Annotated in this window: 22 protein-coding genes; 6 read left to right on the plus strand and 16 right to left on the minus strand. The window is 69.2% G+C overall.

Annotated features, from left to right (window positions below):
* Positions 1-186 precede the first annotated feature (186 nt).
* Together K6T50_RS07210 and cofH are read left to right on the plus strand one after the other, a co-directional pair.
* Positions 187-435 (plus strand): hypothetical protein, encoded by a 249-nt coding sequence (locus K6T50_RS07210; protein WP_222608713.1) that lies wholly within the window; start codon positions 187-189, stop codon positions 433-435.
* Between the two features lie 56 nt (positions 436-491).
* Positions 492-1,883 (plus strand): 7,8-didemethyl-8-hydroxy-5-deazariboflavin synthase subunit CofH, encoded by a 1,392-nt coding sequence (gene cofH, locus K6T50_RS07215; RefSeq protein WP_222608714.1) that lies wholly within the window; start codon positions 492-494, stop codon positions 1,881-1,883.
* A gap of 399 nt (positions 1,884-2,282) precedes the next feature.
* On the opposite strand, the gene K6T50_RS07220 is transcribed toward cofH, so the two are convergent.
* From K6T50_RS07220 to K6T50_RS07230, 3 genes are all read right to left on the minus strand, one after another.
* Positions 2,283-2,672 (minus strand): DUF7971 family protein, encoded by a 390-nt coding sequence (locus K6T50_RS07220; protein WP_222608715.1) that lies wholly within the window; start codon positions 2,670-2,672, stop codon positions 2,283-2,285.
* 76 nt (positions 2,673-2,748) lie between these two features.
* Entirely contained in the window at positions 2,749-2,907 is a 159-nt protein-coding gene (locus K6T50_RS07225) for a hypothetical protein (protein WP_222608716.1), read from the minus strand.
* A gap of 54 nt (positions 2,908-2,961) precedes the next feature.
* Positions 2,962-3,147, minus strand: coding sequence for a hypothetical protein (locus K6T50_RS07230; protein WP_222608717.1), 186 nt, complete (start codon positions 3,145-3,147; stop codon positions 2,962-2,964).
* 167 nt (positions 3,148-3,314) lie between these two features.
* Here K6T50_RS07230 and K6T50_RS07235 point away from each other — a divergent pair, with 167 nt between their 5' ends.
* Positions 3,315-3,719: a hypothetical protein gene (locus K6T50_RS07235; RefSeq protein WP_222608718.1), complete on the plus strand. Its 405-nt coding sequence runs from the start codon at positions 3,315-3,317 to the stop codon at positions 3,717-3,719.
* A 57-nt stretch (positions 3,720-3,776) separates the two neighbouring features.
* Here K6T50_RS07235 and K6T50_RS07240 read toward each other — a convergent pair whose 3' ends face one another.
* The 5 genes from K6T50_RS07240 to K6T50_RS07260 all read right to left on the minus strand — a co-directional run bounded on the left by K6T50_RS07240 (position 3,777) and on the right by K6T50_RS07260 (position 9,855).
* Positions 3,777-4,205: a hypothetical protein gene (locus K6T50_RS07240; RefSeq protein ID WP_222608719.1), complete on the minus strand. Its 429-nt coding sequence runs from the start codon at positions 4,203-4,205 to the stop codon at positions 3,777-3,779.
* Positions 4,206-4,418: 213 nt separating this feature from the next.
* Entirely contained in the window at positions 4,419-5,426 is a 1,008-nt protein-coding gene (locus K6T50_RS07245) for a cytochrome b/b6 domain-containing protein (RefSeq protein WP_222608720.1), read from the minus strand.
* A complete protein-coding gene (locus tag K6T50_RS07250; RefSeq protein WP_222608721.1) occupies positions 5,423-5,890 on the minus strand; it encodes a hypothetical protein in 468 nt (155 codons plus the stop codon). Before K6T50_RS07250 ends, K6T50_RS07245 begins: the two co-directional genes overlap by 4 nt.
* Complete coding sequence (locus K6T50_RS07255) at positions 5,887-6,579, minus strand: 4Fe-4S dicluster domain-containing protein (protein ID WP_222608722.1); 693 nt, start codon at positions 6,577-6,579, stop codon at positions 5,887-5,889. Before K6T50_RS07255 ends, K6T50_RS07250 begins: the two co-directional genes overlap by 4 nt.
* Before the next feature lie 6 nt (positions 6,580-6,585).
* Positions 6,586-9,855, minus strand: coding sequence for a molybdopterin-dependent oxidoreductase (locus tag K6T50_RS07260; protein WP_222608723.1), 3,270 nt, complete (start codon positions 9,853-9,855; stop codon positions 6,586-6,588).
* 195 nt (positions 9,856-10,050) lie between these two features.
* Here K6T50_RS07260 and K6T50_RS07265 point away from each other — a divergent pair, with 195 nt between their 5' ends.
* Positions 10,051-12,219 (plus strand): hydrogenase iron-sulfur subunit, encoded by a 2,169-nt coding sequence (locus K6T50_RS07265; protein ID WP_222608724.1) that lies wholly within the window; start codon positions 10,051-10,053, stop codon positions 12,217-12,219.
* 32 nt (positions 12,220-12,251) lie between these two features.
* Positions 12,252-12,884: a TorD/DmsD family molecular chaperone gene (locus K6T50_RS07270; RefSeq protein ID WP_222608725.1), complete on the plus strand. Its 633-nt coding sequence runs from the start codon at positions 12,252-12,254 to the stop codon at positions 12,882-12,884.
* Positions 12,885-12,948: 64 nt separating this feature from the next.
* Here the strand turns inward: K6T50_RS07270 and K6T50_RS07275 are convergent, their stop codons facing one another.
* From K6T50_RS07275 to K6T50_RS07285, 3 genes are read right to left on the minus strand one after another with little or no spacing between them, the layout of a single operon-like run.
* Positions 12,949-13,251 carry a hypothetical protein gene (locus tag K6T50_RS07275; RefSeq protein ID WP_222608726.1) on the minus strand — a complete coding sequence of 101 codons (303 nt, stop codon included), beginning with the start codon at positions 13,249-13,251 and terminating at the stop codon, positions 12,949-12,951.
* Positions 13,244-13,564 carry a hypothetical protein gene (locus K6T50_RS07280; protein WP_222608727.1) on the minus strand — a complete coding sequence of 107 codons (321 nt, stop codon included), beginning with the start codon at positions 13,562-13,564 and terminating at the stop codon, positions 13,244-13,246. The genes K6T50_RS07275 and K6T50_RS07280 overlap by 8 nt, the downstream gene beginning before the upstream one ends.
* On the minus strand, positions 13,557-13,760 hold the full coding sequence (locus K6T50_RS07285; protein WP_222608728.1) for a hypothetical protein: 204 nt from the start codon (positions 13,758-13,760) through the stop codon (positions 13,557-13,559). The genes K6T50_RS07280 and K6T50_RS07285 overlap by 8 nt, the downstream gene beginning before the upstream one ends.
* 215 nt (positions 13,761-13,975) lie before the next feature.
* Between K6T50_RS07285 and K6T50_RS07290 the strand changes: the two genes are divergently transcribed.
* Positions 13,976-15,169 carry a DUF7405 family protein gene (locus K6T50_RS07290; protein WP_222608729.1) on the plus strand — a complete coding sequence of 398 codons (1,194 nt, stop codon included), beginning with the start codon at positions 13,976-13,978 and terminating at the stop codon, positions 15,167-15,169.
* A gap of 23 nt (positions 15,170-15,192) precedes the next feature.
* On the opposite strand, the gene K6T50_RS07295 is transcribed toward K6T50_RS07290, so the two are convergent.
* From K6T50_RS07295 to K6T50_RS07315, 5 genes are all read right to left on the minus strand, one after another.
* Positions 15,193-15,351, minus strand: coding sequence for a hypothetical protein (locus tag K6T50_RS07295; protein ID WP_222608730.1), 159 nt, complete (start codon positions 15,349-15,351; stop codon positions 15,193-15,195).
* Positions 15,352-15,452: 101 nt separating this feature from the next.
* Complete coding sequence (locus tag K6T50_RS07300; protein WP_222608731.1) at positions 15,453-15,800, minus strand: hypothetical protein; 348 nt, start codon at positions 15,798-15,800, stop codon at positions 15,453-15,455.
* Positions 15,800-15,937, minus strand: coding sequence for a hypothetical protein (locus K6T50_RS07305; protein WP_222608732.1), 138 nt, complete (start codon positions 15,935-15,937; stop codon positions 15,800-15,802). Before K6T50_RS07305 ends, K6T50_RS07300 begins: the two co-directional genes overlap by 1 nt.
* Before the next feature lie 116 nt (positions 15,938-16,053).
* A complete protein-coding gene (locus tag K6T50_RS07310; protein WP_222608733.1) occupies positions 16,054-16,320 on the minus strand; it encodes a hypothetical protein in 267 nt (88 codons plus the stop codon).
* 73 nt (positions 16,321-16,393) lie between these two features.
* Entirely contained in the window at positions 16,394-17,347 is a 954-nt protein-coding gene (locus K6T50_RS07315) for a DUF7124 domain-containing protein (RefSeq protein WP_222608734.1), read from the minus strand.

The raw sequence follows: 17,347 nt of genomic DNA on the forward strand, positions 1-17,347 counted from the left end.
ACACTCCCCGCTGGAGGGCGAACAGATGGAGGTCGACGTGATCGGCATCCAACCGAGCGGCGAACGCGAGATCGTCACCTGTGAGGTCGCGACCCACCTCCGCGGCCTCGGCTACGGCACCGCCGAGGAGAACGGCGACCGGGTGGCGAAGAAGTTCGCGCGCGCGCGCAGCGATACGTCGACCGCGTGTTCGACCCCGCCGACACGCATCGGTTCCAGTTCTGGAGCCCGAACGTCCCGCCGGCGTCCGAGGAGGCCCTCCGGGAGGTCGCGGGCGAGTTCGGTTCCCGGAGCGGCTCCGAACTCGAGCTGGTCGTCAACGACGAGTACGCCGACCGGATCGACGAGTTGCGGGCGGCGGCGGCCTCGACGTACGCACAGCGGAACGAACTCGCGTTCCGGTTCCTCCAGATACTGGAGCACGTCCGGGACTGACCCCCCGAGTGGCCGCGACCGCCCCGTTTTTCACGTCGCACCGATACCCTCCGACGATGACGCGATCGTCAGCCGCCGAGCTCGACCCCGACGACCTCGGGTTCGAGCACGTCCCGGAAACCGACCAGTCGTTCGAGAACGCGCTGGCGAAGGCGCGCGACGGGACGCGGCTGACGGTCGACGACGCGGTCGAGCTGCTCACCACCGGCAGCGACGCCCCCGGCATCGACCGCGAGCGCAAGGAGGCGGTGCTGGAGGCGGCCGACCGCCGTCGCGCCGAGGTCGTCGGCGACGAGGTGACGTTCGTCGCGAACCTCAACAACAACGTCACCACCGCCTGCAACACGGGCTGTCTGTTCTGCAACTTCAAGGACACCGCCCACCAGTTCGAGGCCGACTACGGGGACGAGCACGCCGGCTTCACCAAGACACCCGCCGAGTCGCGCGCGGCGGTCCGCGAGGCCGTCGAGCGAGGGATCTACGAGGTCACCTCCGTCTCGGGCCTGCACCCCGCATTCGCCCTGAACGAGGAGCACCACGAGATCCTCCGCGGGTACGACGACGCCGCGAGCGCGGCGAACTACAAGCCGCCGGAGACGTACGCGACCAACCCCGGAACCTACGTCGAACAGATGGACGCGATGAGCGTCGACGGCGTCCACCTCCACTCGATGACGCCCGAGGAGGCGTACCACGCCCGCCGCGGCACCGACTGGGACTACGAGCAGGTCTACCGAACGCTCGCCGACGCCGGGCTCGATTCGGCCCCGGGAACCGCCGCCGAGATCCTCGTCGACGAGGTCAGGGACGTGATCTGTCCGGGGAAGATCGACACCCGGGGATGGATCGACGCGATGGAGGGCGCGATGGCGGCCGGCCTCGACACCACGGCGACGATCATGTACGGCCACGTCGACAACGAGATGCACCGCGCGATGCACCTGAAGCGGGTTCGCGACCTCCAGGACCGCACCGGCGGCATCACGGAGTTCGTCCCCCTCTCGTTCGTCCACGAGCGCACGCCGCTGTACGAGCACGGCGTGGTCTCCGGCGGCGCGAGCGACGCCGAGGACGAGCTGCTGATCGCCGTCTCCCGGCTCTTCCTCGACAACGTCGAGAACGTTCAGACCTCGTGGGTGAAATACGGCGACGAGAAGGCGCTGAAGACGCTCTCCTGCGGCGCCAACGACTTCATGGGCACCATCCTCTCGGAGGAGATCACCAAGCGCGCCGGGGGCTCCTTCGGCGAGTTCCGCAGCTTCGACGACTACGTCGAGCTGATCACCTCCGTCGGCCGGACCCCCGTCGAGCGCTCGACCGACTACCGCGAACGCCGCCGGATCGACCCCGACGACGGCCCGCCGTTCGGCCCGAGACTCGGCCCGAAGGCCGACGGGACGCCGCTGCTCAGCGAGCGCGAGCGCGCGGAGCGAGGCCGAGCGAAGTGAGGCCTCGATGTGAACGGGGAGGGACGACCCGTGAGCGAGCGGGAGGGCGACGCGGCGATGGCTGACGATTGACTCGCCGTGCGTTTCCCGACTGACCGCGGCGCGCGAGGCCGAGCGTAGCGAGGCCGCGATACGAACGGCGAACGCAGTGAGCCGTGAGTCGCACACGGGTCAGTCCGCTCGCGTCGATCGCTCGTCCGAGCCACGGGTGGGACTGAAAGGGGCCGGCCGTGTCGCGAGCCGAGCCGACGCAAGCACCGCAGGTGAACGAGCGAAGCGAGTGAACCGAGGAGCGCAGCGAGGAGCAGGCCGCGACACGGCCGGGGGCTTTCGCGGTCGATGCCGCGGTCGATGTCGCAGTAACCGCACCGCGGATGTCTCCACCAGCGAACCCGAGGACTAGTCCTTCCCGAACCGGATCCCGTCGTCCACGAGCCGGTAGTTGCGCTCGCGGTCGATCCGCTCGGCCAGCCAATCGACCTCGTACACCTGCGCGGCCAGCTCGATGTACAGGTCGCGCCACGCGATCGCGTAGATGGGCGACTGCCCCCACGCGCGCAGTTCCGGGACGAACTCGTCGTAGATCTCCGCGCGCTCCTCGGCGTACTCCAGGAAGTCGACCGCGACCGAGGCGGCCTCCGACTCGGTGTCGGCGTCGCCGAAGCCGTCCTCCAGCGCCTGTCGGTAGCCCGCGACCGCGCGCCGGATGTCCTGCTCTGCGGCGCCGTCGTCGTCGGGGAGCGATTCGAGCACGCCGCGCGGAATGGCGAGATCCAGATCCACGTCCATGCCCCGGCCTTCGGCGGGCGCGAGTAAAGGCTTCCGTCAAGTGATCCCTGGGCGAGCGACTCACCCGCTCGCTCAGTCACTCCCCGTCGAGAAATCGCGACAGCGCATCGGCGCAGGGGACACACAGCAGCACACGGAGGTCGCCGTCGGGGGTGACCCCGTCGACGGCGGCGTACTCCTCGCCCGGCCGGATCGGGTCGCCGCAGCGGTCACACGCGTGCTCGTCTCGCAGCACCGAATCACCACCTCCGACGGCGCCGGCGCCGAGTGCGCCGCGTGAGGCTCCGGCTCAGAGATACCCCAGCGTGCTGGCGACGAGCCCGATGACGAACAGCGCCACCGCCACCGCGGTCAGCTCCATGCGCATCGACCCCTCCCCGCCGGTGCCGCCGATGCGCAAGACGATCGCCAGCCCGACGAGCGCCACGACGAGCACGACGACGCTGTACACCGTGTTCAGGAGTGCCGAGACCATATTTCACGGAACACTCCGGCAGCTAATAAAAGTCCGTACCGAGGCGGGTGCTGGTCGGCGACTGCGGCCGATCCACGGAGACGGCGTTAGGGCCTCATCGGAACCGCGGGGGCGACGGCGGTGCCGCGGGGCGAATCTATATCCGACCGGGCCGCCGACGGCGGGGTATGCGAATGGAGCTGCGCGTCTGCAAGCACTGTCTCGCGGGCGAGCACGGGAACCCCTCGAAGACGGAGGTGTCGAAGGACATGGTCGAGTGCGCCGAGACGGTCCGCGAGTACAAGGACCTCATCGGACTCGATTCGATCTACATCACGAAGGTCAGCGAGGGCGACAGCGGCGCCGCACAGGCGCTCCCGGCGGTCGTCGCCAGCATCGAGGGCAACCAGATCCAGCTGTCCGACACCCAACTCGTCATGGAGGACGACGACGGCAACATGCTGGTGTACCCCGAGCCGAAGGACATCCTCGAGGTGCTCACCCGGAACATCCAGCAGATCAACACCCACACGAGCAACGACGTGACCGTCGACCTCAGCGAGGAGGCGCTCAGCCTCGGCGTCGAGGCGTAAACGGCTCCGGCCCAGTCCGCCCCGGACGCAGCACGCTCCGACCGCTCGAACGGGCGCTCAGACCGGTATCGACACGTCCCGCTTCCCGATCCAGTACTCCCCGGCCGCAAGCAGCGCGTACGCGAGGACGTAGACGGGAGCGAACACGAACACGAAGAGAAACCCCGGCGAGTCGCCCTGTCCCGACCCGATCGGCGGGAACTCCACCAACACGTGCCAGAACAGAAGGATCGCGGCCAACAGCACGGCCGGACTCTTGAGGTCCGCCCGAAGCCACAGGAAAACGGGAACCCCGACCGTCCCGAGGGCGAACGCCGACTGGATCGCGACCGCGTGCCACAGCGTCCCGGAGATCGAGACGCCCGACGACGGGAGCAGGCTGTAGCCGAGTACGACGAGCGAGTAGGCGACGCTGACCGCGGCGGCGACGAGGACGGCGGTCGTCGTGCGGTCGCCGAGCGGCAACCGACGGCGGAAGGCGCTCATGGGCCGTGACTCGGCGGCGACGATATGAGCCTTGTTGCCGACGCGATCGTGACACGTCGCTCGTGTGGATCGAACAGAGAGACGCGACGGCGCGAGCACGGACGCGCCGGCGGGTCGAGACGTTCGCTTCGCCGGCTCACCGAGTTCGTGGGCGGCGGACCCGAAGAGTCCGCCGCCGTTACTCCGAGACGCTCGCTTCGCTCGCGTCTCGCCTTACTCCTCTGACTCGACGCGCCCGCCGTCGGTTGCGGTCGTCGGTTCCGACGCCTCCTGCTCCAGCTGCTTCTGCCAGCGAACGCGCAGCAGGTTCCCGTACATCTGCAGGACGAGCCCGAGCAGCAGCACGAACACGCCCATGTTGATGCCGACGGTCAGCAGGATGTCGGTCGGCCCGCCGCCGATCGCGATCTCCCGTGGCACGGGATACCCCTCGTCGAAGAGGCTCCCGAGCAACACCGACACGATGCCGATCACCGTCATCGCGCCGACGACCGTCGACGCCATATTCCAGGACGGGGAGAGTTCGAGCCGCTCGATGCCCGTTCCCTCCGCGTCGTCGTCGTGCTGCTCGGGGATCATCGACTTCGGGATGAACGCCTTCACCTCCACCGGGTACAGCGCCGGGTGGAAGCCGTGCTCGAAGATGTGGAACATCACGCCCATCAGCATGATGACGCCGAGCAGCCCGTGGAACGTGACGAACGCCGCGGCGGCGGTCTTCGTCGCCATGAGCTCCATCACGCCGGTCTTCGACCAGATGAGGAGCCCGGAGATCGTCAACAGCGTCAGCTCGGCGGCGAAGATGAACACGACACCCTTGCCGATGTAGGTGAGCAGCGGGATCTCGTCGGCCGTGCCGCCCGCGAACTGGCGGGCGTTCGGGTGGCGCTCGTCGGCGCTGCCCAGGAGGAACCGCACGTCCTGAACGAACGCGTCGAAGTCGCCCTTCGACGGGAGGATCTCCCGGAAGTTGCCCCGGCCGGTGTCGGTCGTCACCATCATCAACATCCAGAAGACGATGAGCGCGAGCAGCCCGGCGCCGGCGATCCGGTGGACCGCCGAGACGCCGGTCGCACCGCCCATGAGGTTCACCATCCACCACAGCTCGTCGTTGAACATGAGGCTGTAGCCCGAGAAGAACAGCACGAACACGTCCAGCGCCAACAGCGTGTGGAACGTGGTCGTCATCTTGCTGAACTTCCCGTGATCGAGCTGTGTCATGCGGTCTCACCCCCGTCGTCGCCGACGGTGTCGCCGGCGGCGTCCTCGGTCGTCGTCCCGTCCCCTGCCGTCGTTCCGCCCTCGACCTGCCCGCCGTCGGCGGCGACGGCGCTGGAGCCCGAGTCGCCGGGCTGGCGCATCCGGCTCGCGAGCCGGCGGAACGCGCCCCAGTGGAGGAACACCATGAACAGGATGAACACGCCCATGATCACGTCGGCCGCGTGGGTGATCGCGATCAGGAAGTCGAGCCAGGCGATCTGGTTCCCGGAGGTCCAGTCGGAGCCGACGCCGGCGTTGGCTCCCTCGGCGACCGGCTGGATGCGGAACAGCTCCTCGTAGAACACCGCGAAGTCCGCGGCCCACCACAGGATCAGCGCGGTCACCGCGATCGCGACGAGCGCGTTGATCGCGATCGCCGCACGCGGGTAGCCCTCGGTCTCCGGGAGGTGCTCTCGGTAGCTCATGCGTTGCTCCCCTCGAACTCGTCGGCGTCCTCGCCGAAGATGATCTCCATGGCGACGCCGTTGAAGAACGAGTCGGAGCCGCGCCGGTCGAGCTCGGACGAGATCTCCTCGGCGTCTCCCACGAGCAGCGCGTCGGTCGCGCACTCCTCGGCGCAGGCGGGCCCCTTGCCGATGTCCTGGCGCTCCTCGCACATCGTACACTTGTCCATCGTGCCGCCGTTGCCGAACAGCCGGGCGGCGCCCTCGTCGGAGCCGGGGAACTGCGGCGCGCCGAACGGACACGCCGACAGGCAGTACTGGCAGCCGACACAGAGGTTGTCGCGAACGTCGACGAACCCGTTGTCCTTCTTGATCAGCGAGTCCGTCGGGCACACCGACACGCACGGCGCCTCCTCGCAGTGGTAACACTGCATCGGGATCGCCGTCTCGCCGGGCGAGGCGCCCTCCTGTCCGAGCGCGCCGCCGCTGTTGGTGTTGTACCGCTCCATCGGCTCCGCCGGCTGTCCCTCCAGCATCGTCGAGATGCTGATTCGCTGTTCGTCCCTGGGCACGTCCCACGTCCGCTTGCACGCGACGACGCACCCGCCGCAGTCGATGCAGGCTTCGACGTCAGGGAAGATCCGAGCATCGTCGCCGGTGCTCATCACCCCCTGACCCATCACCTGCTCGCTGGTTTCGTTAGTTGCCATTGGGAATCACTGAACCGTGCTGTTGTCGCGGACGTCGAAGTCCTTCTGCCGGCCGAAGCCGTCGCGGTCCTGCGGGAACTCGTACGACTCGATGTCGACGACGTTCTCCGAGAGGCCGTCCTCCTCGACGGGCCGCATCGACAGCTCCTCGACGACCTCCGGCGTCGCCTTCTGGATCCGTACCATCGACGCTTTGGTCTCCTGCATCTGCGTCTCCACGTCGTAGCCTCGGGAGGTGATCGCGTTCACCGACTCCCCGATCGCGTACGGCACGGTGCCGTCGGGGTAGCGCTCCTCCAGCGACTCGCCCTTGAACATCCCGCCCCAGTGGAACGGGAAGAACGTCTCGCTGTCGTTGGGACGGTGGGTGACGCGCGCCTTCAGCAGGATCGAGCCGCGGTCGGTCGTCGAGGCGACGACGAGCTCGCCGCCGTCGATGTCCAGCCGCTCGGCCATGTCCGGGTTGATCTCCACGTACATGTGCGGCTGGAGGTCGGCGGTGTGTTTGTTCGAGCGCGTCTCGGAGCCGCCGCCCTGGTGCTCCACCTGGCGACCGCTCGTGAGGATCGTCCATTCGCCGTTGCCCGACTGCTCCTCGAAGGCGCCGGCGTCGGTGAGCCGCTGCATGGACTCCTGCTGTGTCGTGCTGTTGTTCTGGTCGAGGCGGTAGAAGTTCCGCTGCTGGCCGTTGGCGGGCCACTGCTCGACCAGGTCCGGCCGCGGGCTCTCGATGGGTTCGCGGTGGACGGGCGTCGTGTCCAGGAAGCTCCAGACGACCCCGCGGGCGCGGCCGCGCCCCGTCGGCGCGTCCGGCTGCGGGTTGTCGAACTGCCCGTAGAAGTTCATGTCGTAGTCGGCCCAGTCGTACTTCTGGTTCATCGCCTCGGCGGCGTCGGCGACGGAGGTGTCCTCCCTGAGCGCGTACTCGTACGGGATCGTCAGCGCGTCCGCGTTGGACGCGTCGTCCGGCATCGTCGTCGCGAAGCCGGGGTACTGCGGGACGCCCTCGATCGTGCCGTCCCACCAGTCGGGTTCGTAGGAGTCACGCAGCAGGCTGAGCCCCTCCTCGCCCTGTTGGTCGTACGTCGTCTGCATCGGGTACGGCTCGTCGGTCGCCATCCCGTCCCACTCCTCGGGGGTGGGCGCCTGCGTGCCCCACCGGGTGCGGAAGTCCTGGCCCCCGTCGCGGGGGTCCATGTCGTCGTTCCAGAGGATCGGCGTCCCCGGGTGTCCCTCGCCCCAGCACGGCCACGGGAGCATCCAGTACTCGCCGTCGACGGGCGTGCCGGGCGCGTGCGCCTTCGTGTCCTCGGTGGAGAAGGCGTAGTCGTACTCCAGGTGCTGCTGGAGCCGTGCCGGGTCCTGGCAGTAGCCGATGGTCCGCATCCCGAGGTTGAACTCCCGAATGACGGACTCGTACGTCGACTTGCCGTTGTACAGCGCCGGGCCCGACCCCCAGTCGAAGTGCTCGCCCATGCCGAGGTGTCCCGCCAGTTCCTGCATGATCTGCAGGTCGGGACGGGAGTTGTGTCCCGGCGGGCGAACCGGCTCCGACCACTGGGTCGCGCGGTGGGAGTTCGTCAGCGAGCGGTAGTGCTCGTACTGGCTGGAGGCCGCGAGCAGGACGACCTCCGTGTCGGACTCGTCCACGTCGGCCAGCACCGACGCCACCGACGGGAACACGTCCACCACGACCAGCAGGTCGAGGTTCTCGATCGCCTTGCGCTGTTTCTCCATCTCGGAGATGGAGTTCAGCGAGTGCCCCCACACGATCGCCGCCTTCAGCTGATTGGGCTGGTAGATCGGCGTCTCGTTGAGCCGGTCCTCCTGCGGGAGCGCGGCGTCGAACCAGCGGGCCACCGTCAGCCCCTTCTGGAACATCATCGAGTTCTCCGCCGGGAACGACTCGTCGATCTCGTCGGCGTTCTCGGTGTTCGTCGACTGCCGGACGTACTTCTCCGGCGGCATCTCGTCGTACTCCTGATACAGCTCGTCGAAGGTGATCGTTCCCGAGGTCTGTGGCGTGCGCGACCACACGTCGCACCACCACTGCCACGAGCCGGGCGAGCCGACCGAGTAGTAGCCCGGCAGGATGTGGCTCGCGACCGCGAGGTCGGTCGCCCCCTGCACGTTCGCGTGACCGCGCATGACCTGCAGGCCGCCGCCCGACTGGGCCGCGGAGCCCGAGCCGAGCGAGAGCATCGCGTACGAGCGGATGTTCTGGGTCCCGTTGTTGTGCTGGGTCCCGCCCATCGCCCACTCGATCTGCATCTTGGGGCTGTGCTCGGCGACCAGGTCGGTTAGCTCCTCGATCTCGTCGGTCGAGAGCCACGTGATGTCCGACACCGTCTCGATGTCGTAGTCGTCGAGGTCGTCCTCGACGTCGGGCCACGCCTGCACGCGCTCGTCGATCATCTCGTCGTCCAGTTCCCCGCGGTCGCGGAGCTGCTTGACGACCCCCATCATGAGGGCCACGTCGGTGCCCGGGCGCAGGCGGTAGAAGTAGTCGGCGTGGGCCGCGGTCTTCGTGAACCGCGGCTCGACGACAACGATCTTCCCGCCGCGTTTCTGCCCCTCGAGGATGTGCTGCATCGCGATCGGGTGGGCCTCCGCCGGGTTCTGACCGATGATCAAGTTCATATCGAAGTTTCGATAGTCGTTGATCGAGTTGGTCATCGCCCCGTAGCCCCACGTGTTCGCGAGGCCGGCGACCGTCGTCGAGTGGCAGATGCGCGCCTGGTGGTCGCAGTTGTTCGTCCCGAACAGCGACGCCAGCTTCCTGAACGCGTACGACTCCTCGTTGGAGTGGTGCGCGCTCCCGAGCCACATCGTGCTGTCGGGGCCGTACTCGTCTTTGATCCGGGTCAGCTCGTCCGCGACCGTGGTGTACGCCTCGTTCCACGAGAGCTTCTCCCAGCCGCCGTCGACCCGCCGCATCGGCGACTTCAGCCGCTTCTCGGAGTGCTCCGTCTCGTAGATGCCCGCGCCCTTCGAGCAGAGCGACCCGTTGTTCACCGGGTGGTCCTCCCAGGGCTCCTGGCCGACGAAGGCGTTCCCCTTCCGCTCGCCGTGGAAGCCGCACCCGACCGAGCAGTAGTTGCAGATCGTCTTCGTCAGCTCCGTGTGATCCGTGTCCGTTCCGTTCTCTTCCTCGCCGTCGCTCTGCGCCAGCGCTTGTCCCGCGCCGCCGCCACCGAGGGCGACCGCGCCGGCCAACGCGCTCGCCTTCATGAACGACCGTCTGTCTAGGTCCAGTGAGACCGGTTCCGTGCTCATTGTTTCATGTTGACATTCACCACTGGTTGATGGGCTATCGTGACATGACACGTAATCGACCTTCATTAAACTTCGCACCGATCGTACCTGGATTTTTTTGGTGACCCTAAAACAACCGGAACGATCATCCGAGATAATGCCGTCCGGCGATCTCCCGGCGCAAGGTATATACGCGCCACCCCGTTGACTCCGACGATGAACGTCGGGGCATTCGTCTGTTCGTGCGGGGGGACCTGCGACGTGGACCTGGAGTCGGTCCGCGACGGGGTCCGCGACGTCGACGTGGTCGCGTCCTCCGAGCAGCTGTGCCGGGACGCGCTGCCCGCCGTCGACGGGCTGATCGACGAGTACGACCTCGACCAGCTGATCGTCGGCGCTTGCGACGACGGCTGTAAGACGACGTTCGACGACCTCGTCGAGCGCAACGGGCTCCACCCGGACGCGGCCGCCTACGTAGACCACCGCGAGCGGGCCGGCTGGGTCCACGAGCGCGACGACGCCACCGACAAAACCGCGCGGCTGTTCAACGCGCGTCGCACCGGCCTCGAGTACGAGGCCGCCACGCGCACCGTCTCGCGGGAGGCGGGCGAGCGCGTGGTCGTTGTCGGCGACGCCGAGACCGCGGCCGCGCTCGCCGATTCCGCCGAGGTGACACTGCTCGCGGACGGCGCGGAGTACGCCGACGGTCGTCGCGACGACGACTCGGACGCGGACCTCTCGGACGTCGACATCGAGCGCGGCCGGCTCGTCGGCGTCGAGGGCGGGTTCGGCGAGTTCGAAGTGCAGGTCGAGGCCCGCGTCACCGAGGACTGCATCTCCTGCATGAAATGCGTGAAGGAGGGCCCCGACGGGATGGTGACGCGCCGCCCCGTCGACATCCACCCGGACGCGCCCGACGGGGAGTGGGCCGACTGCTGCCCGACCGACGCGATCGATCTGGCGGGCGTCACGCGCACCGTCGAGGCCGACCAGGTCGTCGACCCCGCGGGCACGTCGACCGCCCGCGGCGGCCGGATCGGCTACTACACCGGCCCGGTCGACTCCGGCACGATCGCCTCCGTCGAGTCCCTGCTCGGAGGTGTCTCGAAGCCGAAATATTTGGATCTCGACATGGACGTGTGCGCCGCGGGCGACTCAGGCCAGCAGGGGTGTACCGCCTGCGTCGACGCCTGCCCGCACGACGCCGTCGATCGGCCCGCCGTCGACGAGGTGGAGTTCGACCTGACCGCCTGCGAGAACTGCGGCGCGTGCACCTCGTCGTGCCCGACGGGCGCGACATCGCTACGGGAGCCGTCGAACGAGCGGATCGCCCGCGAGGTCGAGGCGCTGCTGAGCCGCGAGACCGACGAGGGCGGTATCTGGCCGTTCACCGGCGGCGACGACGGTATCGAGACGCCCGTGATCGCGTTCACCTGCGACGAGCGCGCCGCGGCGGCGCTCGACGAGTACGGCAGCCGCGCCGCCGCCGGCGAGGACGTGACCTACCCGCCGGTGCTCCCCGTCGAGGTGAACTGCACCGACACCGTCGGCGAGGGGCACGTCATGCACGCGCTGGCGGCCGGGGCCGCCGGCGTCGCGGTCATCGGCTGCGGCGGCGACTGCCTCCACTCCGGCCCGGACCCGAAGGCGGAACTCGTCGAGCGGCTCAACCGCGCGACGCGGGATCTGGGCCTGGGCGAGCGCGTCGCGTTCTTCGCGCCCGACCCCAGCGAGCCGAGCGAGTTCGTCGAGGAGCTGAGCAGCTTCACCGAACTGACGCTGGACCCGACGCCCGTGCCCGAGGGCGAGCACCGCTCGACCGGCGTCGTCCGCGAGGACAAGCCCAACCCCGCGTTCAACAGCCACGACTGGACGCTGGAGTCGGTGCGTCGGATCTTAGAGTTCGCCGAGCCCGAGCGCGAGACGGTTCGCGGGCTGAAGGACTTCGGCGTGATGTCCGTCAACGACGCCTGCAACCTCACGCCGACGTGTTCGACGCTGTGTCCGACCGACGCGATCCGCCGGACCGAGGACGGCAACCTCCAGTTCAACCACGAGGACTGCGTCAACTGCGGGCTCTGTGAGGAGGGCTGCCCCGAGACGGCGATCACGATGGAGCAAGGGCTGGACCTCTCGCGACTGCCGGAGAACCGGACCGCCGGCGAGGGCGCCGTCGCCGACGACGATCCCCGCTGGGAGACGGTTCACGACGGCGAGATGCTGGAGTGCGTCCGCTGTGGCGACCCGTTCACCTCGGCGGCCTCCGCCGAGCACATCCAGTCGGAGGTCGGCGACCTCGTCGAGGGGATCGCCCCCAACTCCGAGCACAGCGTCTTCGAGTACTGCGGCGACTGCCGCGCGCAGTTGCTGTTCGACAACCGGTAAGCGACAGGACGACCGCCACACCCACTGACACCATGAGCACCGACGAACTCGCCGTCTACGACGCCCGGATCGAGCTGATCGACTTCTGCATCGAGGTGTTCCACGACGCCCCGACCGAGGAGTTCCTCTCGCATCTCCTCTCGGGCGACATGCGCACCCCGGAGGACAGCGTCAACGAGCACCTCGACGCCGGGTTCGAGCACGTCCGGGCGTTCGTCGACGCCCACGAGGGCGACGACGTGTCCGAGCTGCACAGCGATCTGCGGCAGGAGTACACGGAGGTGTTCGTCGGCCCGCGCCCGCCCGTCCTGCTGCACGAGACGAACTACCGCGACGACACGGAGTTCATCGGGGAGGGGCTCGCGGAGGTGGAGGCCAGCTACGGCGCGGCCGGCTGGACGCCCCCCGAGGAGTACCCCGAGGAGAACGACTTCGTCGCCGTCGAGCTGGCGTTCCTCCGGTGGCTCGTGACCAAACAGCGCGAGGGGAGAGACGAGACGTTCGGCTACGAGCGCGTGTTCCTCGACAACCACCTCATGACGTGGGTCGACGACGCCGCCGACGACATCCGCGAGGAGACGGACGAACCCCTGTTCCTGGCGGCCGCGGAGATCCTGACCGGCCTCGTCGAGTTCGAGGACGAGATCGTCGCGCAGATGGTGTGAACGCGGTCGGCGTCGCCGCGGCGGTCCCCTGTCGCGGCCGCGAGCCGGCCGAACCGCGCGTTTCTCAGTCGTCCGCGGGCCGCCGCGTCGACTCCGGATCCGGCCCGGCCGCCGTGTAGACGACCGCGAAGCCGCCGAGCACGGACAGCCCCGCGAAGGCGACGGCGACCGGGGTGCCGATCGCCATCGCCTGCTCCATCGCGAAGTACGCGCCCCACGTCTTCCGCCCGATCGACTCGGCGGCGATCGCCATCGCGGCGACGCCCGCGACCGTCACGAGCAGTCCGAGCACCGACAGCGCCGCGAACGCCCGCGCGAGCCACGCGCCGGAGAGCCGGTCGGGGACCCCGACGCGCCGGTCAGACATCGAACACCACCCGCGCGGTCAGCGAGACGGCGAGCAACGGGACCAACAGCGCGAGCAGGCCGCCCATGAAGATGCCCATGTAGCTGATCGTCGATTCGAGGTGGATCGCCCAGTGCCAGGTCCCCTTGATCTCCGCGATGATCGCCACGGTTCCAACGGTGAGCAGCGAGAGCGCGAGCAGCGACGCGAGCGAGTACGCGCCGACGCGCACCCAGTACAGCGCGTCGGCGATCCGCCCGCGGTCGCCGCCGGAGGCGTCGGCGACCTCCCCCCGGCGTCCGCCGTCCTCGGCGGGCGCGATCGGGCTACTCATCGGCGCCACCCCCCGAGGCGTCGCCGCCGGTACCGGACGCGTCGGCGACTCCCCCCGCCGAACCGTCGACACCCCCCGTCGCGTCGTACGACCGGTACGCGTCGTACGTCGCCAGCGCGAGGACGAGCACCCCGACGCCGAGCACGACGAACGCGGGACCGAGCGCGAGCGGGAGGTTCGCGTGTGTTCCGCCCATGATACGGGATGACTCGGTCTGTGGACTCAAAGCGTTTGTGTCGGGGTAGCGACCGCCGACGCGTCGCCTCGGCTGCTTCGGTCCAGCCCGGTCCGCATCGGTCCGTTCCGATTCGGTCCGCTCTGGTCCAGCCTGTCCTCTCCGGTCGGCTCGGGCCCGGTCCCAGGCACCCCGACCGAACGCTTTTGCTCGCGTACACCGTGAACCGTCATAGAATGCCGTCCCGCCGGAGCATGCTGGGGAGGCTCGCGGTCGCGGCCGGTATCGGCGTCGCCGGCTGCACGACCGGCTCGCCGCCCGGGCTCCCGCTCGACTCCAACCCGCACTCGGTGCCGAGCAGACAGTTCGCCCAGCGCGACGTGCTCCGGCGCGACGCCGACGGCAACCCGCTGCAGGCGCGCCACCGACGCGTCCTCCTGTTGGACCTGCAGCGCGACCCCTCCGAGGGAGCCGCCGAGACCGTCGAGCGCGCCCTCCGGACGGTGGAGGCCGCGTACGACTGGGCGCCGGACGGGCTGTTTCACGCCCTCGCATGGGGGTCGACGTACTTCGACGACAACGGCGCGCTCGGGCGCGTCCCCATCGAGCACCCGGAGGTGCTCACCCGGACCGACGACGAGGAGCTCCAACGCTTCGACGCCATGCTCGTGCTGGAGTCGGACGTGCCCTCGCATCTCCCGGCCGCCGAGAGCGCGCTGTTCGGCTCGCGCGAGGAGGTGAACGGGGAGCCGGTCGACCACACCCTGGACGGCGTGTTCCGCCGTCGCGACCGCCGGACGGGCTTTCTCGGCGAGGGGCTCCCCGACGAACACGTCGACGTGGAGGGGCTGGAGGCGGACGCGCCGATGTTCTCGGGGTTCTTCTCCGGACGCGAGGGGAGCCAGGCGAGCGAGGACCGCGTCGCCATCGACGACGGCCCGCTGGCCGGCGGCACCACCGCGCACCTCTCGCACATCACCTTCGACCTCCCGCAGTGGTTCTCCCTCGACGAGGCGAGCCGGGTCGGGAAGATGTTCTCCCCGGAGTTCTCGACCGAGGACGTGGCCGAGCTGACGACGAACGTGCCGTTCGCGGACGAGGTGCGAGAGCACGCCCGCGAGCACGGGAGCGTCGGCCACCACGAGAAGGTCGCGCGCGTCCGCCGGGACGGCGAGCCGCTCGTGCTCCGGCGGGACTTCAACACCGTCGACGACGGCCGGACGGGCGTGCACTTCCTCAGCTACCAGCGCGAGCTCGCGCACTTCCGGCGGACGCGCAAGTCGATGAACGGCTGGTACCTGCGCGACGACCACCCGGACATCACCGACCGCGAGAACAACGGCATCCTCAACTTCATCACCACGCAGTCGCGGGCGAACTTCGTCGTGCCGCCCCGAGAAAAGCGTGCGTTCCCCCTGACGATCACCTGAGCGCGGCCGAGCGGACCCGTCGCTTACTCGTCGTCCTCGGCCGCGACGCCGCCGAGGTCGACCTCGCCCTCGCTCTCGCGGCGGTTCTCCTCGTGCGGACCGCTCTCGTACTCCCAGACCTCGTGGCCCTTGTACTCCTCCAGTCCGCCCTTCGGTCGCCAGCCGGTGTCCTCCGTTGCCATGTGGCAGTGATCAGGATCCGAGAACTTAGCTGTTGTCCCGGGGGCGGCTCGCCTCGGCGACGGAGGGCATCTCGGGACGGCCGCGTTCGGCGACGGGCGCGCTACTCCGTCGGCGGCGCGTTCGGCGGGCGCTCGGCGTCGTCCTCGAGGAACACGTTCGCGAACAGGTCGACGTGCAGGCGCAGCAGCCGTTCGGCCGACAGCCCCGACTCCTCCGCCTGCCGGTCGAGGAACGTCGCGAGGTCGTCGCTGGGGGAGAACCGGACCCGCTCGCCCCCGTCCTCGACCTCGAAGGTGACCTCCGTGCCGCCGGAGACGAGGTGTTCGATCTCCAGCAACGCCTGTTCGAGCTTCACCTCCAGCGCGCGCTCCTCCTCCATCATGCGCTGGTCGGCCCACTCGTCGGCGGCCTCGCGGAGGCGGTCGCTCGGCTCGAAGGAGATCGCCATCAGAACGACACCCCCTGGCCCTCGAACGCCGGCTCCCACAGGGTCACCGTCTCACACACCGGACACTCCCGGCGGACCTCCCCCTCGGGCGAGCCGACGCGCGTCATCGTGCCGCAGTCGACGCACTCGTACTGCATGGACGGACGAACGGGATCCGGCGTGTTAGCCTTGTCCCCGGTCGGGGGACGCCGGCGACGCCGGCGACGGTCCCGCCGCGGCGTACCTCTCGGGCGACTTTACTCCTCGGGTGACCTCACTCCTCGGGCGGCCACGCCCGCGGCGCGGGGTCGGACTCGCCGAGCTCGGCCATGTAGACGAACAGCAGCGCGACGATGCCCGCGAGTACCGCGACGCCGGCGAGCCCGCCGACGGCGTTCGTTCCGACGTACGAGCCGGAGAACGCCCACAGGTTCTCGCTCGCGGCGAACGTCTGGACCGCGATGTAGGCGCACCACAGCCCGATCCCGGTCGCCATCGCGGTCAGCACCCAGCTTTGTGAGACGGCGTTTCGAAGTCCCATAGGGGGACAGTGACACGGGAATCACAAAAAGTGTACCTCCGGTCGCGAGCGACCCGACGGCCGAGCCCCGGCCTCAATTCTCGTCGCCAGCGTCGCCGTCGAAGGCGTCGGGTTCGGCGTCATCGCCGTCGTCACCAGCATCGCTCTGGGTATCCTCGTCTTCTCCCTCCTCGCCATCGACCGCCCATCCAGACGCCTCGGCGGCCTCCGAGAGCGGGACGAACTCCCAGCCGGCGCGCTCGGCCCACGCGCGCTCTCCCGTCGACTCGACGCCGACGAGCACCATCCGGTCGGCGTAGAACATCGAGTTCGGGCCGACCTCCTCCAGCCGCTCGCCCGGGCCGGTCCCGGTGCCGTTGAAGAAGTCGAGGTCCAGCCGGTTGTCGCGCTGGTACTTGTTGATCACGTGGGCGTCCACGTCGCCGACGATGCCCACGTAGTCGGTCCACGTCTCGGCGTCGGCGAGCGCGGCGTGGAGGTTCGACAGCGACCGCATCGCGCGGTACGACAGCGCCATCGTCATCTCGCTTTTCGTCTCCCCGTGGGGTCCCGTCGCCTCGGGCTGTTCCTGCGTCTCCTCGTCGCGCGCGTCCGCCGAGACGCCGCCCCCGCCCCCGCCCTCGCGGGGGATGCCGACGGGCTTGTCGTCGTCCGCGTACGGCACCCGCGGCGTCGACGACGAGTCCGCGCCCAGGTCGTCGTCGTACTCGACGGGGTCGGGGTCGTCGGCGCCCAATTCCTCCGCCCGGGCGGCACCCGAGCGCCAGCCGTCGGCGTCGACCGCGTCCGTGCCGCTCGCGTCCGCGTCGCCCGCGTCCGAACCGGTCGCTGGCGCCGACGCGTCGTCGTCGCTGCCGGCCCCGTCGTCCGCGCCGGCCGACCCGTCGTCTCCGTCGCCCGCCTCCTCGTCGCCGTCGGTCGGCTCGGCGTCCTCGGCGTCGTTCCCCCAGAACCAGTCGCCGCGGTTGGGTCGCTCGTCGTCGTCGGGCTGTACGTCGAGTTCGTCGAGATCTATCTTGTCGGGCAT

The sequence above is a fragment of the Halobaculum magnesiiphilum genome (assembly GCF_019823105.1).
Lineage (GTDB): Archaea > Halobacteriota > Halobacteria > Halobacteriales > Haloferacaceae > Halobaculum > Halobaculum magnesiiphilum.

Bases quoted from the DNA above. Each gene is read 5' to 3' on its own strand.
- K6T50_RS07275 (WP_222608726.1), bottom strand. From the start codon at position 13,251: ATGTCTGACCGGCGCGTCGGGGTCCCCGACCGGCTCTCCGGCGCGTGG.
- K6T50_RS07315 (WP_222608734.1), bottom strand. From the start codon at position 17,347: ATGCCCGACAAGATAGATCTCGACGAACTCGACGTACAGCCCGACGAC.
- K6T50_RS07290 (WP_222608729.1), top strand. From the start codon at position 13,976: ATGCCGTCCCGCCGGAGCATGCTGGGGAGGCTCGCGGTCGCGGCCGGT.
- K6T50_RS07255 (WP_222608722.1), bottom strand. From the start codon at position 6,579: ATGGCAACTAACGAAACCAGCGAGCAGGTGATGGGTCAGGGGGTGATG.
- K6T50_RS07265 (WP_222608724.1), top strand. From the start codon at position 10,051: ATGAACGTCGGGGCATTCGTCTGTTCGTGCGGGGGGACCTGCGACGTG.
- K6T50_RS07235 (WP_222608718.1), top strand. From the start codon at position 3,315: ATGCGAATGGAGCTGCGCGTCTGCAAGCACTGTCTCGCGGGCGAGCAC.
- K6T50_RS07295 (WP_222608730.1), bottom strand. From the start codon at position 15,351: ATGGCAACGGAGGACACCGGCTGGCGACCGAAGGGCGGACTGGAGGAG.
- K6T50_RS07245 (WP_222608720.1), bottom strand. From the start codon at position 5,426: ATGACACAGCTCGATCACGGGAAGTTCAGCAAGATGACGACCACGTTC.
- K6T50_RS07240 (WP_222608719.1), bottom strand. From the start codon at position 4,205: ATGAGCGCCTTCCGCCGTCGGTTGCCGCTCGGCGACCGCACGACGACC.
- K6T50_RS07250 (WP_222608721.1), bottom strand. From the start codon at position 5,890: ATGAGCTACCGAGAGCACCTCCCGGAGACCGAGGGCTACCCGCGTGCG.
- K6T50_RS07305 (WP_222608732.1), bottom strand. From the start codon at position 15,937: ATGCAGTACGAGTGCGTCGACTGCGGCACGATGACGCGCGTCGGCTCG.
- K6T50_RS07285 (WP_222608728.1), bottom strand. From the start codon at position 13,760: ATGGGCGGAACACACGCGAACCTCCCGCTCGCGCTCGGTCCCGCGTTC.
- K6T50_RS07300 (WP_222608731.1), bottom strand. From the start codon at position 15,800: ATGGCGATCTCCTTCGAGCCGAGCGACCGCCTCCGCGAGGCCGCCGAC.
- K6T50_RS07220 (WP_222608715.1), bottom strand. From the start codon at position 2,672: ATGGACGTGGATCTGGATCTCGCCATTCCGCGCGGCGTGCTCGAATCG.
- K6T50_RS07260 (WP_222608723.1), bottom strand. From the start codon at position 9,855: ATGAGCACGGAACCGGTCTCACTGGACCTAGACAGACGGTCGTTCATG.
- K6T50_RS07280 (WP_222608727.1), bottom strand. From the start codon at position 13,564: ATGAGTAGCCCGATCGCGCCCGCCGAGGACGGCGGACGCCGGGGGGAG.
- K6T50_RS07310 (WP_222608733.1), bottom strand. From the start codon at position 16,320: ATGGGACTTCGAAACGCCGTCTCACAAAGCTGGGTGCTGACCGCGATG.
- cofH (WP_222608714.1), top strand. From the start codon at position 492: ATGACGCGATCGTCAGCCGCCGAGCTCGACCCCGACGACCTCGGGTTC.
- K6T50_RS07230 (WP_222608717.1), bottom strand. From the start codon at position 3,147: ATGGTCTCGGCACTCCTGAACACGGTGTACAGCGTCGTCGTGCTCGTC.
- K6T50_RS07270 (WP_222608725.1), top strand. From the start codon at position 12,252: ATGAGCACCGACGAACTCGCCGTCTACGACGCCCGGATCGAGCTGATC.